Raw genomic sequence first — 20,243 nt, 5'->3', positions numbered from 1 at the left:
GAAACAAACCGATAGGATCGCCCCATGCGCCGTTCGAAAATCGTCTGTACTCTCGGCCCCGCGGTCGACTCCCACGAGATGCTCGTCTCGCTGATCGAAGCCGGCATGAATGTGGCCCGCTTCAACTTCAGTCACGGCACGCACGAAGAGCACGAGGGCCGGTACGTCCGCGTCCGTGCCGCGTCCGCCGAGACCGGCAAGGCCATCGGTGTCCTCGCCGACCTGCAGGGCCCGAAGATCCGTCTGGAGACCTTCGCGGAGGGTCCGGTCGAGCTGGTGCGCGGTGACGAGTTCACCATCACCACCGAGGACGTGCCGGGCGACAAGTCGATCTGCGGCACGACGTACAAGGGCCTGCCGGGCGACGTCTCCAAGGGCGACCAGATCCTGATCAACGACGGCAACGTCGAGCTGAAGGTCCTGGACGTCGAGGGCCCCCGGGTCAGGACGATCGTCATCGAGGGCGGCGTCATCTCCGACCACAAGGGCATCAACCTGCCCGGCGCCGCGGTGAACGTGCCGGCGCTGTCCGAGAAGGACGTCGAGGACCTGCGGTTCGCGCTGCGCATGGGCTGCGACATGGTCGCGCTGTCCTTCGTGCGGGACGCCAACGACGTCAAGGACGTCCACCGCATCATGGACGAGGTGGGCCGCCGCGTCCCGGTCATCGCCAAGGTGGAGAAGCCGCAGGCGGTGGCGAACATGGAGGACGTCGTGATGGCGTTCGACGGCGTGATGGTCGCCCGCGGCGACCTGGCCGTCGAGTACCCGCTCGAGAAGGTCCCCATGGTGCAGAAGCGGCTCATCGAGCTGTGCCGCCGCAACGCCAAGCCGGTGATCGTGGCGACCCAGATGATGGAGTCGATGATCACCAACTCCCGTCCGACCCGCGCCGAGGCCTCCGACGTGGCCAACGCGATCCTGGACGGCGCCGACGCGGTCATGCTCTCCGCCGAGTCCAGCGTGGGCGCGTACCCGATCGAGACGGTCAAGACGATGTCGAAGATCGTCCAGGCGGCCGAGGAGGAGCTGCTCTCCAAGGGCCTGCAGCCGCTGGTCCCGGGCAAGAAGCCGCGGACGCAGGGTGGTTCGGTGGCGCGCGCGGCGGCCGAGATCGCGGACTTCCTCGGCGGCAAGGGTCTGGTGGCCTTCACCCAGTCCGGTGACACCGCCCGCCGGCTGTCCCGCTACCGCGCGGCCCAGCCGATCCTGGCGTTCACCACGGACGAGTCCACCCGCAACCAGCTGTCGCTGAGCTGGGGCGTGGAGTCGCACGTCGTGCCGTTCGTGAACAGCACCGACGCGATGGTGGAGCTGGTCGACCAGGAGATGGTCAAGCTCAACCGGTTCAACGAGGGCGACATCGTGGTCATCACCGCCGGCTCCCCGCCCGGCGTCCCCGGCACCACGAACATGGTCCGCGTCCACCACCTGGGCGAGGGCGGACGCAACTGACACACGCCGAGGGCGCCCCCTGCCGTGCGGCGGGGGGCGCCCTCTGTGTGCGGCTCCCGAACGGGTCCTCAGCGGCGCTCAGTTCGCGCCTGTGACGTACTGATGCATACCCGGGACGGTCAGCGTTCCACCGAACTGGCCGGCCTGGGTCACCTTCACGTTGGTGAAGTAGATCAGCGGGATGTTCAGCGGCGGCGGGTTGTCCGGGCTGAAGGTGACCGGGATGAGGCCGAGCAGGTTGCCGGAGATGCTCTCCGTGTACATCACCGTCTTGCCGTTCCGGATGGTCGACGTCGAGCCCTTGGCGGCCTGGACGTGGTACGTCACACCGTTCGCGCCGTCGACCAGCTGGTGCAGGTCGCCGATGTCGGTGCCGTCGGAGATGACGTACTTCAGGACCCTCTTGACGGTGCCGTTCGCGGTGCGCACCTTCACGACGCCCTGGTAGTCGGCGCCCTTGAGCAACAGCGAGCTGGCTTCCAGGTGCCACGGCTTGTCGGGCAGGGACAGGATCTTCTCGACGCCGCCCTCCTCGTCGGTCGCCGCCGGGCAGTCCTGCGCCGAGGTGCTGGAGCTCGGGGACGGGCTCGCGGCCGCGGACTCGGCCGCCTTGACGGTGTCACCCGCCGCCTTGGTCGCCTCGGAGGCCGCCTTCGTCGCCGTGTCCGTCGTGTCCTTCACGGTGTCCTTGACCGCGCCGGTGACCTTCCCGGTCGTGTCCTTGACGGTGCCGGACAGGTCCTTCGACGCCTCGTTGTCCTTCGTGGCGGATGCCGAGGCCGAGGGGGACGGCGTGGCGGAGGGGCTCGCGGACTTGCCGGAACCGGACCCGGAGCCGCCGGTGAGAACGCCCGTGATGGCGTCGCCGATCGTCTCCAGCAGGTTGCCGCCGCTCGCGGAGGCCGACGGGCTCGGCGTGGAGGTACCACCGCCCGTGGACGTACCGGACGTGCTCTTCGACGGCGTGGGCCCGGCCTTGTCGTCGGAACCTGAATCCGACGAAGAGGTCGTGCCCGACGTCTTGCCCGAGGTCTTCCCCGAACTCCCCTCCGGGGACGCCGAGGACGTCGGCTTCGGCGTGTCTGCGGACTTCGAGGGGCTCGCCGAAGCCGATGCCGACGGCGACGGCGAGGCCGAGGCGTCCTTGGAGTTGTCCAGGGCCTCCACGCACTTCTGGTACTCGTCGACCGTCAGGCTCTTGGACGACGGCGTGTGGTCGGCGGCACGGGCGAGCGACGGTGTGAGCCCCATCCCCATGAGGACCGCCGTCGGCATCGCCGCCAGGGCTATCGCCTTTCCGGCCGGCATGTGGAACCTGGTGAACAGCGGCTTCCTGGGGGCCGCGTGGCGCGGCCCGGATCTCACACGGGACGCGTCCGCGTCAGCCCCGTGGGTCACCTCGTCAGCCGGCACTGTGCCTCCCGTTCGCCCCGTTGGCCGGGCTCGTTCCTGACAGATCGTTCGGCAGACCCGCCCCGTCCCCGGCCCCCGGGGCGCCACCCTCGCCGGTTCCGGTCTCCTGCGCCGCCTGCCGCTCGGGCGGCCCGCCCGGCGCCCACGACACGGCCATCGCCCCGCCGATGAGGGCGAACAGGAAGCCGACCACGAAGCCACCGAAGTTGGACACCGGAATGGACACCAGCGCCAGCAGGATCGCCGCGACGCCCGCGAAGACCCGTACGTGCTGCTGGAACCACAGCGTCAGGCCCAGGACGACGAGGAGCACGCCGATGATCAGGGACCCGGCTCCCGCGGTGGTCGCCATCGCCACCGTGAGCTGACCGATCTTTATGTGCGCATACGGGAAGTACATGATCGGAAAGCCGCCGAGCAGGACGAAGAGTCCGGCCCAGAACGGACGGGTGCCCCGCCAGTCGCGGAAGCGCCGCCGGAAGACGCGGAGATAGTGCTCGTTCTGCGCGGGCGACTCGGCGTTCATCGAATAGCTCCCTGGAGCGGTGTTGCTGTGGTGAGGGGGGGTGCTGCGGTGGGGGTGGGGGGACGGGGGCAGAGAGAGGACGGGCGGGGGAGACCGGTGGCTCCCTCGCCCGTCACCGAGTGCCTAGTAGCACTCGATTCCTTGGCCGCTGCCCCACTGCAGTCCCATGTGCAGGTTGGCGAGCTTGAAGGTGCCGGCGGTGGTCGCCCACGCCGTCTGATGCACGTCGGTCAGCACGGCCTTGTCGGCCTGCTGGGCGAACCCGTAGGGGTTGGCCTTCTGCTGCTGGACTTCGTCGGCCTTGGGCTTGGGGCCCTTGGTGACGCTTCCGGCCGCGACGCCGATGTCGATGTTGCTGAACTCGGCCTGGGTCGAGTCGAGGTTGGCGACATCGATGAAGAGCTGGTCCGCCTCGACGTCCTTGCCCTTGTCACCCGCGGTCAGCTTCAGGGTGACCGACTTGTTCAGGAACGGGATCGGGGTGACCACGGACTGGCACATGTTCGTGATGGTGGCGTGGTTGAACGCCGAGATCGCCACGGGGTGTGCCTGCGAGTCCTTGCCGTCCAGGCTCTTGCCCGTGTCGAGCCCGCCGTACTGGGTGAAGCCGGTGCCGACGAGCTGGCCCGCGCTCACCTTGAAATCCTGTCCCGACACGCTGAACGACGCGGCGAGAGCGCCCTGCGCGAGGGCGACACCTATTGCTGCTGTCGCGGCGACGCTGGGCACCATGACCACAGCGAACCGCTTCCATCTGGTCCCGCCACGCACCTGGGACTCCATATTTCCTCCTTCTCGGACGTACATCTCCTGATCCCGGCTCGCTGCCGGTCGGCGGCTTGGCCGGGCAGGGATGGGAGAAGTGCTACGTCCTCGGGAAGGAGAGCGCCCGCGCTCGGAGGCGCGACATGCGCCCCCATCACCGGCGATCACCCCCGAGCGACAACCACTGGTCGCGCCTGACACGCATCACGCACAACCTCCGGACAGGCTCCGCCGCGGCGGAGACCCCCCTGTCCAGGAGCCGACGCCACTGCCGCCGGCTCCTGCCCGGTGGGGACCCACGAGAATCCGTTGCCCCGGCTGGGTGTCGGGTACGGCGATGGACCGAGCGTGGCCGATCGTGGTGCATTCTCGCCGCCCCCGCAAGGGGGTTCGTTACTCACTAGTAACGGCCGGATAACCACGCGACGACCGCTCGGCATCGCCCGACAACTCTTCGTAGGGCAAAGGGAGATGGCGAAACGGTTGAAGAGCGGACAGAACCCGACAGAACAACGGGCCCGTCTTACTCGCAGTAACAGCGGCCGCGATTACCAAGATTTGGTAAAGCGCGGCCGCCGTCAACCTCTGTCGGCAAATCTTTCACCCTGGCATCACAAGCCCGGGCGTTTAGCGACTGGTCAGAACAAGGCCCTCGCGAGCGCCCTGCGCGCAGCCGTCACACGCGGGTCCTCGGCGCCCACCACCTCGAAGAGCTCCAGCAGCCGCAGCCGTACGGTGTCCCGGTCGTCACCCGCCGTGCGCCGCACCGTCTCGATGAGCCGCCCGAACGCGTCCTCCACGTGTCCGCCCACCAGATCCAGGTCGGCCGCGGCGATCTGCGCCGCCACGTCACCGGGCTTCTCCGCGGCTTCCTTGCGCACCTGCTGCGGGTCGGCCCCCTGCACCCGCTGCAACAACTCGGCCTGGGCGAGGCCCAGTTTGGCCTCCGTGTTGCCCGGGTCGTCGCTGAGCACGTTCTTGTACGCCTGGATCGCACCGCCCAAGTCGCCCGCGTCCAGCGCCTGTACGGCCGCCTCGAGCGCGGCGTCATAGGGGCCCGCCGGAGCCTGAGGGGCCTGCTGGGCGCCGCCCGGCTCGGCGTCGGGGTCGACGGTCAGACCGGTCAGCCCGAAGCGCTGCTCGGCGACCTGGACGAGCTGGTCGAGGGTCGCGCGGATCTGCTGTTCGGGGGCGGCGCCCTGGAAGAGCGGCAGCGCCTGCCCGGCGACGACGGCGAAGACGGCCGGGATCCCCTGGATGCCGAACTGCTGCATCAGCATCTGGTTGGCGTCGACGTCGATCTTGGCGAGCAGGAAGCGGCCGTTGTACTCACGGGCCAGCCGCTCCAGGACCGGGCTCAGCTGCTTGCAGGGCTGGCACCACTCGGCCCAGAAGTCGATGACGACGGGCACCTCGGTGGACCGCTGCAGGACGTCGCGCTCGAACCCCGCCTCGTCGACGTCGATGACGAGGTCGGCCGGGGAGACCGCCCCTCCCCCGCCCTGCCGGGCCGCTTCGGCGCGCGCCTGCTCCGCCTTCGCCTTGGCCTCCTGGGCTGCCTTCACCGCGGCGAGGTCGACAACTCCGCTCATGGACATGTTCCGTGGCTGCATGAGTACATCCTCCCCCTTCCGTACGCCGCTGTGAAAAGCGTGGTCAAAGCCGTGCCCCGTACCGTGCCCGGCGGGTCGTGCTCCGTGGCCGGGTCCCCACCCGGCACCAGTGGTCGTCGCTCGCGCACACGGCACGCCCGGTGCGCGCGCACGCTTTCGCTACGAGTCGTAGCGTAACTGCCTCCGGGGCCGGCTGTGACCAGTCCGCCGGTGATCTCCCTCACCACTTCACACGACGCACGGATATCGCCATTGACGAGGCCGGATATGGTCACTGACATGCAGAGCAGCCCGTCCGCCGCCCGCCCGGGGCGCCCGCGCAGCGCCGCCGCGGACGCCGCGATCCTGGAGGCCACGCGGGAGGCGCTGGTCGAGCTGGGCTGGTCGAAGCTCACGTTGGGGGACGTGGCGACCCGGGCGGGGGTCGCCAAGACGACCCTCTACCGCCGCTGGGCGGGCAAGAACGAACTCGTGGTCGACGCGGTGGCCGAACTCTTCGACGAGCTGGAGCTGCCGGACCGTGGCAGCCTGGCCGCGGACATCGAGGGCGTGGTGCTGCAGTTCGCGGCGATCCTGGACCGCCCGGAGGCCAGGAGCGGCCTGATGGCGGTGGTGGCGGAATCCACCCGGGACGACGCCCTGCGCGAACGCATCCGCGCCTCCATCGTCGACCGCCAAAAGCGCCTGGTCCTGGAGGGCCGCGCCCGTGCGACGGCCCGCGGCGAGCTGCCCCCCGAGACGGACCCCGAGGAGTCGGCCCGCACGGCCGACCTGATCTTCGACATGGTGGCAGGCGCGGTGGTCCACCGCACCCTGGTGAGCGCCCGCCCGGCGGACGGGGAGTGGGTGCGGGCCCTCACCCGGGTCCTGCTGTTCGGCCTGACCCCGGCAGGCCCGTCCGACGATTGAGGAGGAGGCCGCCCCGGCCGAGGAGGAGGCCGCCTGGGCGACCTCCCCGCCCAGCGGCGGCTAGAACCCGGCCGGCTCCGTATACACCCCCCACTCGTCCCGCAACACCCCGCAGATCTCCCCGAGCGTCGCCTCGGCCCGCACGGCGGCCAGCATCGGCTCGATCATGTTGGAGCCGTCGCGCGCGGCGGCGAGCATGCCGTCCAGCGCCGAGCGCACCGTCGCCTCGTCCCGCCCCGCCTTGCGCTCGCGCAGGACCCGGACCTGCTCACGCTCCACCTCATGACTGACCCGCAGGATCTCCAGGTCCCCGGTGACCGACCCGGTGTGGACGTTGACGCCCACCACCCTTTTGTCGCCCTTCTCCAGCGCCTGCTGGTACCGGAACGCGGACTCCGCGATCTCCCCGGTGAACCACCCGTCCTCGATGCCCCGCAGGATCCCGGACGTCATCGGCCCGATCGGATGCTGCCCGTCGGGGTGCGCGCGCAGCCCCCGCTCCTTGATCCGGTCGAAGATCTTCTCCGCGTCCGCCTCGATCCGGTCCGTCAGCTGCTCGACGTACCAGGAACCGCCGAGCGGGTCCGCGACGTTGGCGACCCCGGTCTCCTCCATGAGGACCTGCTGGGTCCGCAGCGCGATCTCCGCCGCCTGCTCCGACGGCAGCGCCAGCGTCTCGTCCAGGGCGTTGGTGTGCAGCGAGTTGGTGCCCCCGAGCACCGCCGCCAGCGCCTCCACCGCCGTACGGACCACGTTGTTGTACGGCTGCTGCGCGGTCAGCGAGACCCCGGCCGTCTGTGTGTGGAACCGCAGCCACTGCGCCTTCTCGCTGGTCGCGCCGTACACGTCCCGCATCCACCGCGCCCAGATGCGCCGCGCCGCGCGGAACTTGGCGATCTCCTCGAAGAAATCGACGTGCGCGTCGAAGAAGAAGGACAGGCCCGGCGCGAACACGTTCACGTCGAGCCCGCGGCTGAGCCCCAGTTCCACGTACCCGAACCCGTCGGCGAGCGTGTACGCCAGCTCCTGCGCGGCCGTCGCGCCCGCCTCCCGGATGTGGTAGCCGGAGACGGACAGTGGCTTGTAGGCGGGGATGCGGGACGCGCAGTACTCCATCAGGTCGCCGATGAGGCGCAGATGCGGCTCAGGCTGGAAGAGCCACTCCTTCTGGGCGATGTACTCCTTGAAGATGTCCGTCTGGAGCGTGCCGTTGAGCACAGCGGGGTCCACGCCCTGGCGTTCGGCGGCGGCCAGGTACATGCAGAAGATCGGGACCGCCGGCCCGCTGATCGTCATCGAGGTGGTCACGTCACCGAGCGGGATGTCCTTGAACAGGACCTCCATGTCCGCGGCCGAGTCGATGGCGACGCCGCAGTGTCCGACCTCGCCGAGCGACCGCGGGTCGTCGGAGTCGCGGCCCATGAGGGTCGGCATGTCGAAGGCGACGCTCAGGCCGCCGCCGCCGGCGTCCAGGATCATCTTGTAGCGCTCGTTCGTCTGCTCGGCGTTGCCGAACCCGGCGAACTGGCGGATGGTCCACGTCCGCCCCCGGTAGCCGGTCGGGTACAGGCCGCGGGTGAAGGGGTACTCACCGGGCCAGCCGATCCGCTCGAAGCCCTCGTACCTGTCCCCGGGCCGGGGTCCGTACACCGGCTCCACGGGATCGCCGGAGAGCGTGGTGAAGTCTGCCTCGCGCTTGCGTGAGGCGTCGTAGCGAGCCTGCCAGCGTCGGCGGCCCTCCTCGATGGCGTCAGCGTCCATACCCACGAACTTACTAGGACGTCCAAGTAAATGTCGATGGGAGACCGCCGTACGTGTCCTCGTACGGCGGTGGGACCCGGGCCTCAGGCCTTGACGACCGCGGGCTGCGCGTCGGCGACCTTGGCCTCGAGCTCGTGGGTGACCTTGCGCTCCACGAAGAAGGCGGCCGTCGGGATCGTCCCCGCCAGCAGGACCCACAGCTGCTTGCCGACCGGCCACTTCGCCTTCGAGCCCAGGTCGAAGGCGAAGACCAGGTAGACGACGTACAGCCAGCCGTGGGCGATGCCGATGACGCGGGTGAAGTCGGCGGCGCCGTTCACGTCGAGGATGTACTTGGCGATGACACCGAGGGTCAGCAGGACCAGCAGCACACCGGTGACGTAGGCCATCACCCGGTAGCGGGTCAGCACGCTCTTTTTCATGGCTACGAGCGTAACGGCCGGTTTGGGGCGATCTTCGGGCACCCCGGCGCCGTACGGGGCCCGGGGTATGCCCGCGGAGATCCGTCCGAGGCCCTCTGGTCCTCCTTGAAGTCCCCTAGTCCTCCTTGAAGTCCCCCACGGCGATCCGCAGCGGACGCAGCATCGCGAAGATCTCGGCGCACTCCTCCGCGTCGTAGCAGCCGAGCCCGAAGTCCATCGCCATCAGGTCCCGGGTGGCCGCGTCGCAGACCTCGCGGCCCTTGTCGGTGATGGAGGCGAGGGTGCCGCGGCCGTCGTTGGGATTGGGCCGCTTGGCGACCAGGCCGGACCTGACCAGGCGGTCCACGGTGTTGGTGACCGACGTGGGGTGCACCATGAGCCGCTCACCGATCTTGGACATGGGCAGCTCGCCCGCCTTGGAGAAGGTGAGCAGCACCAGCGCCTCGTACCGCGCGAAGGTCAGTCCGTACGGTTTCACCACCGCGTCGACCTCCGCGAGCAGGATCTGCTGCGCCCGCATGATCGAGGTGATCGCGGCCATGGACGGCACGTTTCCCCACCGCTGCTGCCAGTGCTCGTCGGCGCGGGCGATGGGATCGAAGGTCAGACTGAGGGGCTTCGGCACGCCATCGACCTTACCGGCCGGTCACATGCTGGTCAGCCCCGTCTCGCTTTTCGGTCCACGGGCTGCCACCGGGCGCACACTGGAAGCAGAAGGGGGACGAACCGGACACGGAGGTGAGCCATGAGCACCCTCGAAGAACACGTGGATGTCGGAGTCCCGATCGACACGGCCTGGGAGAACCTGCACCGGGTGGAGAACTATCCGCGCTTCGTGGACGGACTGCGGGACGCCCGTACGGAGGCGGGCGGCCGGGCGCATCTGGACGTCGAGGCGGGCGGCCGGGCCCGGGAGATCGAGGCGGAGGTCTCCGACCGCGGCGGGGAACGCGTGATGGAGTGGCACACCACGGGCGAGCCTGAGCTGAAGGGCTCCTTCTCGCTGCAGTCGATCGACAAGGACCACACCCGGGTTCAGGCGCGGCTCGCATACGACCCTGGCGCGGTCAGGGAGACGTTCGGCGGCCCGAGGGGCTTCGCCCAGGCGAGCGCCATAGAACGGCTGGTCCGCAGCGATCTGCAGCACTTCAAGGAGTACGTGGAGCAGGGGCGCTGAGCGGGGGACCCTCGGGGCGGGCACCCCGGGTGCGCGACGCCCGGCGCAGCGTGTGGCGGACCGCCCGCTGGGCCACCGGGCCCAGGTCCTCCAGCGCCGCCACGAGACGGGCCAGCTGGTCGAGGGCGCCGAGCGCCGCGCCCGCCCCTTCCGGGTCCACGCCCTCGTAGAGCTCGATCCCCACGAAGGACGCCGACACGGCGCGTGCGAGCCCCCTCGCGTCGGCGAATTCCCCGAGCGGCGTCGCCGCGAGGACCCGTTCCAGGACCCGCTCGATCTCCACGATCCACAGGTCGAGTCCCGCGGCCGTCGCCGGCGCGAGACGGGGATGCGTCTGCGCGCCGGCCAGCAGCTGGCCGAGCACCGCCACGTGCCCGGCCGCCTTCTCCTCCTCGTGCATCTCCCGGCCGAAGGCGAGGAGCTCACCGAGCGAGTCGATCGCGTCCAGCCGTTCCCGGTAGCGGGCCACCCGCTGTTCCGTTCCGTACCGGCATGCGGCCGCCAGCAACTCGTCCACCGAGCCGAAGTGATAGAAGACGAGCGCCTGGTTGACGCCCGCGGCCGCCGCGATCGTCCGCGCGGACGTCTTGGCGATCCCCTGCTCGGTGAGCGCGCGCAGCGCCCCCTGAAGCAGCTTGGCCTTCGTCGCCTCGCTCACGCCCGCGCCTCCTCCCGCACCGGCCGCAGCCCGGGGCGCACCCCGCACACGCCGACATCCGCGTACGAGGCCGTGAACGACCCCTCATAGCCGAACAACGGGCCGACGTACCGGTTCACGACCCGCACCCGGATCCGGAACCGTCCCGTCGACTCGTCGAACGACTCCCGGACCTCCGCCCGCCCACCGATGGCCTCCGGCACGCGCACGTCCACCGGCCCCTCCCGGAACCGGTGCTCGCCGGAACGGATCAGCAGCGACCCGTCCGGCTGCGCCGAGAAGTGCAGCTCGCTCGCCAGGTGCTGGTGGGTGCCGAGGTAGTCCAGGACGCGGTCGCCCTTGGGGCTCAGCACCATCTGGGCATCGAAGCGGCGGGCCCGGCCGGGGAGGTCGAAGGTGCGCACGAACGTCACCGTCTCACGGCCGAAGGTGTCGGCGTACGGGATGTTCTCGATGACGAAGGGGACGTCGCGCCCCTGGCGCGGGAGGAGGATGTTCCGGGTGCCGCCCAGCACGAGGAACGGCTTCACCAGCCCCTTGCCGTGCCAGATGCGGTCCATCACGCCGCGCCCCGTGCACGCCTCGCCGGTCGCCAGCCCCACGGAGAAGCGGCGCCGCAGCTCCGGGTGCAGCCGGTCGAATTCCGCGCCCATCACCGTCCGGAAGATCGAGGTCATGACGGCCGCTCCAGGGTGGCGAGGAGACGGGGTGCCCCCAGGCGGGTGGGCGGGGTGCGCAGACAGCGGCGGGCGGCCGGGGTGCCGGGCAGGGGTGCCTTGAACAGGGCCAGCGGGATGGCGACGACCAGCAGCAGTGCGCACGGGTAGGCCATCGCCGCCGCGAAGGGGCCGAAGAGGCGGGGGAAGGAGTTCAGGGCGAGGCCCGTGCAGGCGGCCGCGACGAGCAGGGCGCGGGCGGCCTGTTCCGCGAGCCAGTTCACGAGCGCGCGCTCCGGTGTGACCCCTCGCTCCAGCCACAGGCGCAGGCGGTCGAAGGACCAGGCCGTGGCCCAGCCCATCAGGGGCCGGAAGACCAGGCGGTCGGCGAGGGAGCCGAAGGCGCCCCAGCGCGGCCGGTAGTCGTACCCGGTCAGGAAGCGGACGCCCTCGCCGTCGGGGACGTAGCGCCAGTAGCCGCTGCCCTCGGCGATCAGCGACAACGGGTGCGGCGAGGAGAACCGCAGCGCGGAGGTGCGGGTACCGTCCGGTCGTGTCTTCTCCCCCGCCGACACGCCAGTGCCGGACACCGTCAGGAAGGGCAGGACGCGTGTCGCGTACCGGAAGCGCCGGGGTTCGCCCGCCGCGCCCGGCAGGTGGTCGATCTCGGTGAAACGGAGGTCCCAGCGCCGGTGCTGCGCGGGGTCCTGCGTGCGTTCCCACAGCTCGTCGAGGTCGGCCCGGATGTGTGCCTCTATGTAGAGCCCCAATGGTGGATCCCCCTGGTTCCCCTGGCCGACTGAAATTTTTGAGCAGTCGCTCAAACGGATTGTCCGAGAGTACCGGAGACTTGAGCGATCGCTCAAAGGCCGGCCACAAGGAAAAACCCCGGCCCTGGGCCGGGGTTGGGGTCTTTGATCGGGTTTCGCCGTCAGGCGGCCGTCGTCGCGCGGGGCGTCATCCCGTGGCCAGGTGCCGCTCCACCGTCTCCACCTTGGAGGTGAGGCCGTCCGTCACACCCGGACGGATGTCCGCCTTGAGGACCAGGGAGACACGCGGCGCCCGCTCCTCGACCGCCGCGACGGCGCGCTTCACCACGGCCATCACCTCGTCCCACTCCCCCTCGATCGAGGTGAACATGGCGTCGGTGCGGTTCGGCAGACCCGACTCCCGTACGACCCGGACGGCGTCGGCGACGTACTCCCCCACGTCCTCGCCGACGCCGAGCGGCGTCACGGAGAAGGCGACGATCATGCGTTCACGATCCCTTCCTTGCGGGCGCGGGCGGCGATGACGGCGTCCTCGGCCTCGCGACGCAGCTTGCGCTCCGCGAAGAAGCCGCCGGTCGGCAGCACGGACAGGACGAAGTAGACGGCGGCGGTCCGCAGCGGCCACTTGGCGCGGTTCCAGGCGTCCGCCCAGAAGATCACGTACAGGATGAAGAGGATGCCGTGGATCGAGCCCATGACCGGCACGGCGTTGAAGTCCGTGGTGCGCTTCAGCACGGAGCAGAGGAGCAGCAGCAGGAAGGAAACGGCCTCCGGGGCCGAGACCAGGCGGAGGCGGCGGAGGGCGGTGGCGGTCTTGATGTCCACGGATCACCTTCGGTGGGAGGATCGTCCACGCTTTGTGAACGCACGCACAAGCGCTCCCCATTGTGGCAAACCGTACCCCTGAGGGTGCGCTCAGGGTCGGGATCCACCTCGCGGCTCTGTCCGCTCCACCCGCCCGGCCGTTACCTTCGCTCCGTGGCGATGTTCCGACTCCAAGGCAGCAAGGTGCTGGCCGTCGACATGACCGGGGACGCCGTGAAGGCGAAGAACGGCTCCATGGTCGCGTACGACGGACAGATGACCTTCAAGAAGCTCACCGGCGGCGGTGAGGGCATCCGGGGGATGGTGACCCGGCGGCTCACCGGCGAGCAGATGACCGTGATGGAGGTGAAGGGTCACGGGACGTGCTGGTTCGCGGACCGTGCCTCCGAGATCAACCTCGTCAGCCTCCAGGGGGACAAACTGTACGTCGAGTCGAGCAACCTCCTCGCGACGGACGCCGGCCTGCGCACGGGCACGACGTTCACCGGCCTGCGCGGCGCCTCGCAGGGCAACGGCCTGTTCACGACGACGGTGGAGGGCCACGGCCAGGCGGCGATCATGTCGGACGGCCCGGCGGTGGTGCTGCGGGTGAGCGCGCAGTACCCGCTGACCGTCGACCCCGGCGCGTATGTGGCACACCAGGGCAATCTGCGACAGTCGTTCCAGTCGGGCGTGACGTTCCGCACGTTCCTCGGGGAGGGCGGCGGCGAGGCCTTCCAGATCCGCTTCGAGGGGGACGGACTGGTCTACGTGCAGCCCAGCGAGCGCAACACGATCGCGGGGGATCTGTGACATGGCCTTCCGCGAAGTGAACTCCAAGATGATCGAGGCGACGGTGGTCCCCGGACAGCGGCTCTTCAGCCAGCGGGGCGCGATGCTCGCCTACCAGGGCGACGTCTCCTTCACCCCCAACATCCAGGGCGGTCAGGGCGGGGTCATGTCGATGATCGGCCGCCGCATCGCCAACGAGGCGACGCCGCTGATGACCGTGGAGGGCAGCGGCACGGTGCTGTTCGGGCACGGCGGCCACCACATCCAGGTGATCAACCTGACCGGTGACACGCTGTACGTCGAGGCGGACCGGCTGCTCGCCTTCGAGGGCACCCTGCAGCAGGGCACGATGTTCATGGGCTCGCAGGGCGGTGTGATGGGCCTGGTACGCGGCCAGGTCACCGGACAGGGGCTGTTCACCACCACCCTGACGGGGCACGGCGCGGTCGCCGTGATGGCGCACGGCGGCGTCTTCGAGGTGCCGATCACCCCGCAGCGCCCGGTCCACGTCGACCCCCAGGCGTATGTCGCGCACCACGGCGACGTCCGCAACAAGCTGTCCACGGCGCTCGGCTGGCGCGACATGGTGGGCCGCGGCTCCGGAGAGGCGTTCCAGCTGGAGCTGAGCGGCAGTGGTGTGGTGTACGTGCAGGCGTCGGAGGAGAAGCTGTGACCACCTACCCGGGCGCGGGGCCCGTCGTGTTCGACCCGATGACGCTGCCGGCCGACGACAACGTCAACAAGTACACCTTCTGCGTGGAGCTCAAGGGGAGCCAGTGGTTCCTGCAGAAGGGCAAGATGATCGCCTACTACGGCTCGATCGAGTTCAACGGCATCGGTCACGGCCGTCTGGACCGCCTCGTCCGTACGTCGTTCCATTCGCCACTGCACGCGAGCGACTGGGTGGTGGCGGCCGGCTCGGGCAAGATGCTGCTCGCCGACCGGGCCTTCGACGTGAATTCGTACGACCTCGACGACGGCAACCTGACCATTCGCTCGGGCAATCTCCTCGCTTTTCAGCCAAGTCTGTCGCTGAAGCAGTCGATCATTCCGGGCTTCCTCACCCTGATCGGAACCGGGAAGTTCGTGGCCGCGTCCAACGGTCCGGTGGTGTTCATGGAACCCCCGATCCGGGTGGACCCGCAGGCGCTGGTCGGCTGGGCCGACTGCCCGTCGCCGTGCCACCACTACGACCACGGCTACCTCACGGGCGTATGGGGCGGTCTACGTGCGATGACGGGCCTGGGCGGGGCGTCCGGCGAAGAGCACCAGTTCGAGTTCGTCGGGGCGGGAACGGTGCTGCTGCAGTCCTCGGAAACCCTGATGGCCGAGCAGGACACGGGGCTGGTTCCGCAGGAGCCCGGCGTACCTGGCGGCGGTGGGGTACCCGGCCACCACGGGCAGCCGGGGACACCGCGTCTTCCCGGACAGCTGGGGGACCTCCAGCGTCGCTTCGGGCTGTGAGCGGTAGTCTGCGGAGTGTGACGTCGAACGCGTGCGCACAGTCACACCACCCTCACTAGTTCGCCTTTCAACCTTTTAGGTAGACTTCATTCATGGAGACCGAGACGGCCACGCGCTGGCTGACGGATGCGGAACAGTGCGCCTGGCGCACTCACCTGGAGGTCAACAAGCTGCTGACCTACCAGCTGGAAAGGGATCTGCAGCCGTTCGGCCTGACCATCAACGACTACGAGATCCTGGTGAACCTCTCGGAGTCGGAGGGCCTGCGCATGCGGATGAGCGACCTCGCCGCCGCCACCCTCCAGTCCAAGAGCCGCCTCTCGCACCAGATCACCCGTATGGAGAACGCGAACCTGGTGCGCCGCGAGAACTGCGAGTCCGACCGCCGGGGTCTGTACGCGGTCCTGACGGACCACGGCCTGGAGACGATGAAGAAGGTCGCGCCGCACCACGTGGCGTCCGTGCGGCGCCACTTCATCGACCTGCTGTCCCCCGACGACCTGGAACACCTGCACAAGTCCCTGCGACCCATCGCGGAGCATCTGCGCGGGCAGCGGGGCAAGCCGTAAGGGCTTCCGCCCGTCGGAGCTGAGCGGAGGCTGCTGAGGGGCACCCGGAGCCGGGGCTGGGCGTGACCACGGTCGCTCACCGGCGCCGGGCGGGTGCCGCAGCCGCGAGCGCCGCCATCGCGGCCGTCAGGGTCACTCCCCCCGACACCGCGAAACACCACCCCAGCGGCAGTCGCCCCAGCAGCGCCCCCACGGCCGCCGAGCCGCCCGCCATGCCCGCGTTGACAGCCGTGTTCACCCAGGCGCCCGCCTGGGTGCGGGAGCCTTCCGGGGCCGACTCGTCCGCGAGCAGGTACGACGTCGTCAGGGCGGGGGCGATGAACAGGCCCGCGCAGATCACCGTCACCGCGAGGACGCCGAGGCCCGGTGCGAACCCCGCCGCCGCCACGGCCAGCCCCAGACCCGCGCCCAGCAGCGGCAGGCGCACCCGAGGGCTCCCCCGCCACTCCACCGCGCCGTTCAGCAGCCCGCCGGCCGCGCTGCCCGCGGACAGTGCCGCAAGCACCCAGGCCACGATGTCGTCGCCATATCGACGTTGCTCGGCGAAGGCCATGACCAGGAGGTCCAGCGCGCCGACGGCCAGTCCCACTCCTCCGGCCACGAGCACGGGCTCCACCAGCCCCCGCGCACCCCGCAGCCGCCCTTTCGAACGCGAAGGGCGCTCCGCGGACGGCCGCACTCCGGGCACCGCCGGGGAGGTGACGAAGGCGATCGTCCCCGCCGTCACCAGCAGCGCGCTCAGCGCCACCCCGGCCGCCGGCGGCGCGTAGCGGACCAGCGCGCCGACCAGCAGCGGCCCCGCGACGAACGTCAGTTCCTCGGCCACGGCGTCCAGTCCGTACGCCCGCTTCACCAGCCGGCGGTCGTCGAAGAGCCCGCCCCACAAGGCCCGCAGAGTGGGCCCGAGCGGGGGCGCACAGGCCCCGGCGGCCGTGGCCAGGGCGGCCGGCAGCAGCGCCGGCGCACCGGGCCGCCAGGTCACCGCGGCCAGCAGGCTCAGGGCCCCGGCGTACAGCAGTGCCATCGGCAGGAGCGCCCGCCGGGGCCCGTAGCGGTCGACGAGCGCCGCCCGCAGCGGTGACAGCAGGACCGCGGTGGCGCCGAACAGCGCCAGGACCGTGCCGGCCACGGCATAGGACCCGGTCGCCCGCGTCACGGAGAGCATCACGGAGAGGGAGACCGTCCCATACGGCAGCCGCGCGACCAGAGAGGCGGCAAAGGTACGGCGGACGTGCGGGACACGGAGAACGGCGGCATAGGTGGGCCGCTCGGAAGCAGTGGAAAGAGGCGCAGACACGCGGAAGTTCCTCGACTCGAGGCGATAGGGGACGCCGGGGCGCCGCGCCGACCACAGCCGCTGCTGCTCGTCGATCGCGGTGCTGGGCGGGCCCTAGGCCAAGAGGCGGAACATGCGGATCAAGGTATCAACGCACCGGGGCCGCCGACCACACACTTGTCCGTCAGCTCTGCGTCAGCCCCGCCTCCGTCAGCTCTGGGTCAGCCCCGCCACCAGTTCGTCCGCCGCCCGGTACGGGTCCAGCTCCCCCGCCACGATCCGCTCCGCCAGCGCGCTCAGGCGGCGGTCGCCGTGCAGGTCGCCGATCCGCTCCCGCAGGGCCGTCACCGCGATCGTCTCGACCTCGTGGGCCGCGCGGGCCAGGCGGCGCTCCGCCAGGACTCCGCGCTCCTCCATCCACGCCCGGTGCTTCTCCAGCGCCTCGACGACCTCGTCCACGCCCTCGCCGCGCGCCGCCACCGTCTTCACGATCGGCGGGCGCCAGTCACCGGGGGCCCGGGACTCGCCCAGCCCCAGCATGTGGTTCAGCTCGCGGGCGGTGGCGTCCGCGCCGTCCCGGTCGGCCTTGTTGACGACGTACACATCACCGATCTCGAGGATGCCCGCCTTCGCGGCCTGGATGCCGTCGCCCATCCCGGGGGCCAGCAGCACCACCGACGTGTCCGCCTGGGAGGCGATCTCGACCTCCGACTGGCCGACACCGACCGTCTCCACCAGGACGACGTCACAGCCCGCCGCGTCCAGCACCCGGATTGCCTGCGGGGCCGCCCACGCCAGGCCGCCCAGATGGCCGCGCGTGGCCATCGAGCGGATGTAGACGCCGGGGTCGGAGGCGTGCTCCGACATCCGCACCCGGTCGCCGAGCAGCGCGCCGCCCGAGAAGGGCGAGGACGGGTCGACGGCGAGCACGCCGACCCGCTTGCCCTGCTTGCGGTACGCGGTCACGAGCGCCGACGTGGACGTGGACTTGCCGACGCCCGGCGACCCCGTGAGGCCCACCACGTACGCGTTGCCGGTCAGCGGGGCCAGCGCCGCCATGACCTCCCTGAGCTGTGGGGACGCCCCCTCCACCAGGGAGATCAGCCGGGCCACGGCACGCGGCCGGCCTTCCCTGGCCTGGGCCACCAGCGAGGAGACGTCCTGCATCACAGCTCCGTTCGAGTCAGACGTACAAACAGCTCAGGCCTTGGGTACCCGCACGATCAGCGCGTCACCCTGGCCGCCGCCCCCGCACAGCGCCGCCGCGCCGACGCCGCCGCCGCGCCGCTTCAGCTCCAGGGCCAGGTGCAGCACGAGCCGGGCCCCGGACATCCCGATCGGGTGACCCAGGGCAATGGCACCGCCATTGACATTCACCTTTTCGATGGAAACACCCAGGTCCTTCATTGACTGCACGGCGACCGCCGCGAAGGCCTCGTTGATCTCGATCAGGTCGAGGTCCGCGACCTCCAGGCCCTCCTTCTTCAGGGCGTGCAGGATCGCGTTCGACGGCTGGGACTGCAGGGAGTTGTCCGGCCCCGCCACATTGCCGTGGGCGCCGATCTCCGCGATCCAGTCCAGGCCCAGCTCCTGCGCCTTGGCCTTGCTCATCACGACCACGGCCGCCGCACCGTCCGAGATCTGCGAGGAGGAGCCGGCCGTGATCGTGCCGTCCTTGCTGAACGCGGGCCGCAGCTTGGCCAGCGACTCCACCGTCGTGTCGCCGCGGATGCCCTCGTCCTTGCTGAAGACGACCGGCTCGCCCTTGCGCTGGGGGATCTCGATCGGGGTGATCTCCGCCTCGAAGATGCCGTTCTTCTGGGCGGCGGCGGCCCGCTGGTGGGAGAGGGCCGCGATCTCGTCCTGCTCCTGGCGGCCGATGCCGAGGCGGGTGTTGTGCTTCTCGGTGGACTCGCCCATGGCGACGCCCTCGAAGGAGTCGGTCAGCCCGTCGTACGCCATCGCGTCGAGCATCTGGACCGCGCCGTACTTGAAGCCCTCACGGGACTTCGGCAGCAGGTGGGGGGCGTTGGTCATGGACTCCTGGCCACCCGCGACGATCACGTCGAACTCACCCGCACGGATCAACTGGTCCGCGAGCGCGATCGCGTCCAGGCCCGACAGACAGACCTTGTTGATCGTCAGGGCCGGGACGTTCATCGGGATGCCGCCCTTGACCGCGGCCTGACGTGCCGGGATCTGCCCCGCCCCGGCCTGGAGCACCTGGCCCATGATGACGTACTGCACCTGGTCGCCACCGATCCCCGCACGGTCGAGGGCGGCCTTGATCGCGAAGCCGCCGAGGTCGGCTCCGGAGAAGGACTTCAGCGAGCCGAGCAGCCGCCCCATCGGGGTGCGCGCACCCGCGACGATGACGCTGGTCGTGCTGTTCGTTCCAGACATGAGCTGCGATCCCCTTCCGGCTTGCACAGCCGAGGAGTGAACGAGGGTTTACTTCGAATGTACTGAGCGGTAGGGCAAACCGTCACCGGGCTGTCAGTGTGATCGCGCGCACGTTGCGTAACCACGGCAGGAGCGCTGCACTGAATCCATGCTGACGCGAATCGACCACATCGGAATCGCCTGTTTCGACCTCGAGAAGACCGTCGAGTTCTACACCTCGACGTACGGATTCTCGGTGTTCCACACCGAGGTCAACGAGGAACAGGGTGTCCGCGAGGCCATGCTGAAGATCAACAACACGGACGACGGCGGTGCCTCCTACCTGCAGCTTTTGGAGCCCATCCGGGAGGACTCCACCGTCGCCAAGTGGCTCGCGAAGAACGGCGAGGGCGTGCACCACATCGCCTTCGGCACGGCGGACGTGGACGGCGACTCCGCCGGGATCAGGGACAAGGGCGTGCGCGTGCTGTACGAGGAGCCGCGGCGCGGCTCCATGGGCTCGCGCATCACCTTCCTGCACCCCAAGGACTGCCACGGTGTTCTCACAGAACTGGTCACATCGGCGGCCGTTGAGACACCTGAGCACTGACTCCCGTACATAAGGGCCGGTAGGGTTGGGGGCGGTCGCCGCTCCACCAGGGCGACCGGGTCCCGCCGTGACACCGGCGGGACGTGCCGGGGTCCGGGTTTCGGGGGACGAGCGCCGGGGCAGCAGCCCATGCTCTGCCGTTGATCTGACACCATTCCCCGGGGGCCCCGTTCGGCGGATGGACGGAGCTCGTTTGGAGAGACTTGCGACCAGGGGACGGA

23 protein-coding genes are annotated in these 20,243 nt (G+C 70.0%); 8 read left to right on the top strand and 15 right to left on the bottom strand.

The window, feature by feature from the left end; genetic code table 11:
• The first annotated feature begins 24 nt into the window (after positions 1-24).
• Positions 25-1,455, top strand: a complete 1,431-nt coding sequence (gene pyk / locus ACFYZJ_RS36380) for a pyruvate kinase (protein ID WP_388575841.1) — start codon at positions 25-27, stop codon at positions 1,453-1,455.
• Positions 1,456-1,533: 78 nt separating this feature from the next.
• Here pyk and ACFYZJ_RS36375 read toward each other — a convergent pair whose 3' ends face one another.
• The 4 genes from ACFYZJ_RS36375 to ACFYZJ_RS36360 all read right to left on the bottom strand — a co-directional run bounded on the left by ACFYZJ_RS36375 (position 1,534) and on the right by ACFYZJ_RS36360 (position 5,772).
• A complete protein-coding gene (locus tag ACFYZJ_RS36375) occupies positions 1,534-2,868 on the bottom strand; it encodes a hypothetical protein (RefSeq protein ID WP_388575838.1) in 1,335 nt (444 codons plus the stop codon).
• Complete coding sequence (locus ACFYZJ_RS36370) at positions 2,858-3,394, bottom strand: DUF6114 domain-containing protein (protein ID WP_388575835.1); 537 nt, start codon at positions 3,392-3,394, stop codon at positions 2,858-2,860. Before ACFYZJ_RS36370 ends, ACFYZJ_RS36375 begins: the two co-directional genes overlap by 11 nt.
• 123 nt (positions 3,395-3,517) lie before the next feature.
• A complete protein-coding gene (locus ACFYZJ_RS36365) occupies positions 3,518-4,177 on the bottom strand; it encodes a DUF6230 family protein (protein WP_388575833.1) in 660 nt (219 codons plus the stop codon).
• A 620-nt stretch (positions 4,178-4,797) separates the two neighbouring features.
• Complete coding sequence (locus ACFYZJ_RS36360) at positions 4,798-5,772, bottom strand: tetratricopeptide repeat protein (protein WP_388575830.1); 975 nt, start codon at positions 5,770-5,772, stop codon at positions 4,798-4,800.
• A gap of 279 nt (positions 5,773-6,051) precedes the next feature.
• Here ACFYZJ_RS36360 and ACFYZJ_RS36355 point away from each other — a divergent pair, with 279 nt between their 5' ends.
• Positions 6,052-6,681, top strand: a complete 630-nt coding sequence (locus ACFYZJ_RS36355) for a TetR/AcrR family transcriptional regulator (protein WP_388575828.1) — start codon at positions 6,052-6,054, stop codon at positions 6,679-6,681.
• 60 nt (positions 6,682-6,741) lie between these two features.
• Here the strand turns inward: ACFYZJ_RS36355 and ACFYZJ_RS36350 are convergent, their stop codons facing one another.
• The 3 genes from ACFYZJ_RS36350 to ACFYZJ_RS36340 all read right to left on the bottom strand — a co-directional run bounded on the left by ACFYZJ_RS36350 (position 6,742) and on the right by ACFYZJ_RS36340 (position 9,489).
• Entirely contained in the window at positions 6,742-8,442 is a 1,701-nt protein-coding gene (locus ACFYZJ_RS36350) for a methylmalonyl-CoA mutase (RefSeq protein ID WP_388575826.1), read from the bottom strand.
• A gap of 83 nt (positions 8,443-8,525) precedes the next feature.
• On the bottom strand, positions 8,526-8,864 hold the full coding sequence (locus tag ACFYZJ_RS36345; protein WP_388575823.1) for a DUF3817 domain-containing protein: 339 nt from the start codon (positions 8,862-8,864) through the stop codon (positions 8,526-8,528).
• A 115-nt stretch (positions 8,865-8,979) separates the two neighbouring features.
• On the bottom strand, positions 8,980-9,489 hold the full coding sequence (locus ACFYZJ_RS36340) for a MarR family winged helix-turn-helix transcriptional regulator (protein WP_388575821.1): 510 nt from the start codon (positions 9,487-9,489) through the stop codon (positions 8,980-8,982).
• A 120-nt stretch (positions 9,490-9,609) separates the two neighbouring features.
• Between ACFYZJ_RS36340 and ACFYZJ_RS36335 the strand changes: the two genes are divergently transcribed.
• Positions 9,610-10,041 (top strand): SRPBCC family protein, encoded by a 432-nt coding sequence (locus ACFYZJ_RS36335; RefSeq protein ID WP_388575818.1) that lies wholly within the window; start codon positions 9,610-9,612, stop codon positions 10,039-10,041.
• On the opposite strand, the gene ACFYZJ_RS36330 is transcribed toward ACFYZJ_RS36335, so the two are convergent.
• From ACFYZJ_RS36330 to ACFYZJ_RS36310, 5 genes are all read right to left on the bottom strand, one after another.
• Complete coding sequence (locus ACFYZJ_RS36330) at positions 10,013-10,699, bottom strand: TetR/AcrR family transcriptional regulator (RefSeq protein ID WP_388575815.1); 687 nt, start codon at positions 10,697-10,699, stop codon at positions 10,013-10,015. The genes ACFYZJ_RS36335 and ACFYZJ_RS36330 overlap by 29 nt on opposite strands.
• The gene (locus ACFYZJ_RS36325; RefSeq protein ID WP_388575812.1) at positions 10,696-11,376 is read right to left on the bottom strand and encodes a DUF4166 domain-containing protein; all 681 of its coding nucleotides are present in this window, start codon (positions 11,374-11,376) and stop codon (positions 10,696-10,698) included. Before ACFYZJ_RS36325 ends, ACFYZJ_RS36330 begins: the two co-directional genes overlap by 4 nt.
• Positions 11,373-12,125 (bottom strand): hypothetical protein, encoded by a 753-nt coding sequence (locus ACFYZJ_RS36320; protein ID WP_388575810.1) that lies wholly within the window; start codon positions 12,123-12,125, stop codon positions 11,373-11,375. Before ACFYZJ_RS36320 ends, ACFYZJ_RS36325 begins: the two co-directional genes overlap by 4 nt.
• 187 nt (positions 12,126-12,312) lie before the next feature.
• Positions 12,313-12,609: an MTH1187 family thiamine-binding protein gene (locus ACFYZJ_RS36315; RefSeq protein WP_388575808.1), complete on the bottom strand. Its 297-nt coding sequence runs from the start codon at positions 12,607-12,609 to the stop codon at positions 12,313-12,315.
• Entirely contained in the window at positions 12,606-12,950 is a 345-nt protein-coding gene (locus ACFYZJ_RS36310; RefSeq protein ID WP_388575806.1) for a DUF3817 domain-containing protein, read from the bottom strand. The genes ACFYZJ_RS36315 and ACFYZJ_RS36310 overlap by 4 nt, the downstream gene beginning before the upstream one ends.
• Positions 12,951-13,109: 159 nt before the next feature.
• On the opposite strand from ACFYZJ_RS36310, the gene ACFYZJ_RS36305 reads away from it, so the two are divergent.
• The 4 genes from ACFYZJ_RS36305 to ACFYZJ_RS36290 all read left to right on the top strand — a co-directional run bounded on the left by ACFYZJ_RS36305 (position 13,110) and on the right by ACFYZJ_RS36290 (position 15,754).
• Positions 13,110-13,742 carry an AIM24 family protein gene (locus tag ACFYZJ_RS36305; RefSeq protein ID WP_388575901.1) on the top strand — a complete coding sequence of 211 codons (633 nt, stop codon included), beginning with the start codon at positions 13,110-13,112 and terminating at the stop codon, positions 13,740-13,742.
• A gap of 1 nt (position 13,743) precedes the next feature.
• The gene (locus tag ACFYZJ_RS36300; protein WP_388575803.1) at positions 13,744-14,394 is read left to right on the top strand and encodes an AIM24 family protein; all 651 of its coding nucleotides are present in this window, start codon (positions 13,744-13,746) and stop codon (positions 14,392-14,394) included.
• Between the two features lie 38 nt (positions 14,395-14,432).
• Positions 14,433-15,185, top strand: a complete 753-nt coding sequence (locus ACFYZJ_RS36295) for an AIM24 family protein (RefSeq protein WP_388575898.1) — start codon at positions 14,433-14,435, stop codon at positions 15,183-15,185.
• A gap of 92 nt (positions 15,186-15,277) precedes the next feature.
• The gene (locus tag ACFYZJ_RS36290; RefSeq protein ID WP_388575800.1) at positions 15,278-15,754 is read left to right on the top strand and encodes a MarR family winged helix-turn-helix transcriptional regulator; all 477 of its coding nucleotides are present in this window, start codon (positions 15,278-15,280) and stop codon (positions 15,752-15,754) included.
• A 76-nt stretch (positions 15,755-15,830) separates the two neighbouring features.
• Here ACFYZJ_RS36290 and ACFYZJ_RS36285 read toward each other — a convergent pair whose 3' ends face one another.
• The 3 genes from ACFYZJ_RS36285 to ACFYZJ_RS36275 all read right to left on the bottom strand — a co-directional run bounded on the left by ACFYZJ_RS36285 (position 15,831) and on the right by ACFYZJ_RS36275 (position 19,433).
• Positions 15,831-17,051 (bottom strand): MFS transporter, encoded by a 1,221-nt coding sequence (locus ACFYZJ_RS36285; RefSeq protein WP_388575797.1) that lies wholly within the window; start codon positions 17,049-17,051, stop codon positions 15,831-15,833.
• A gap of 189 nt (positions 17,052-17,240) precedes the next feature.
• Positions 17,241-18,197, bottom strand: a complete 957-nt coding sequence (gene meaB / locus ACFYZJ_RS36280; protein ID WP_388575794.1) for a methylmalonyl Co-A mutase-associated GTPase MeaB — start codon at positions 18,195-18,197, stop codon at positions 17,241-17,243.
• Positions 18,198-18,230: 33 nt separating this feature from the next.
• Entirely contained in the window at positions 18,231-19,433 is a 1,203-nt protein-coding gene (locus tag ACFYZJ_RS36275; RefSeq protein ID WP_388575791.1) for an acetyl-CoA C-acetyltransferase, read from the bottom strand.
• Positions 19,434-19,581: 148 nt separating this feature from the next.
• On the opposite strand from ACFYZJ_RS36275, the gene mce reads away from it, so the two are divergent.
• Complete coding sequence (gene mce, locus ACFYZJ_RS36270) at positions 19,582-20,022, top strand: methylmalonyl-CoA epimerase (protein WP_388575789.1); 441 nt, start codon at positions 19,582-19,584, stop codon at positions 20,020-20,022.
• Positions 20,023-20,243 lie beyond the last annotated feature (221 nt).

The sequence above is a fragment of the Streptomyces sp. NPDC001848 genome, assembly GCF_042891915.1.
Lineage (GTDB): Bacteria > Actinomycetota > Actinomycetes > Streptomycetales > Streptomycetaceae > Streptomyces.
This window is presented reverse-complemented; position numbering and strand designations above follow the sequence as displayed.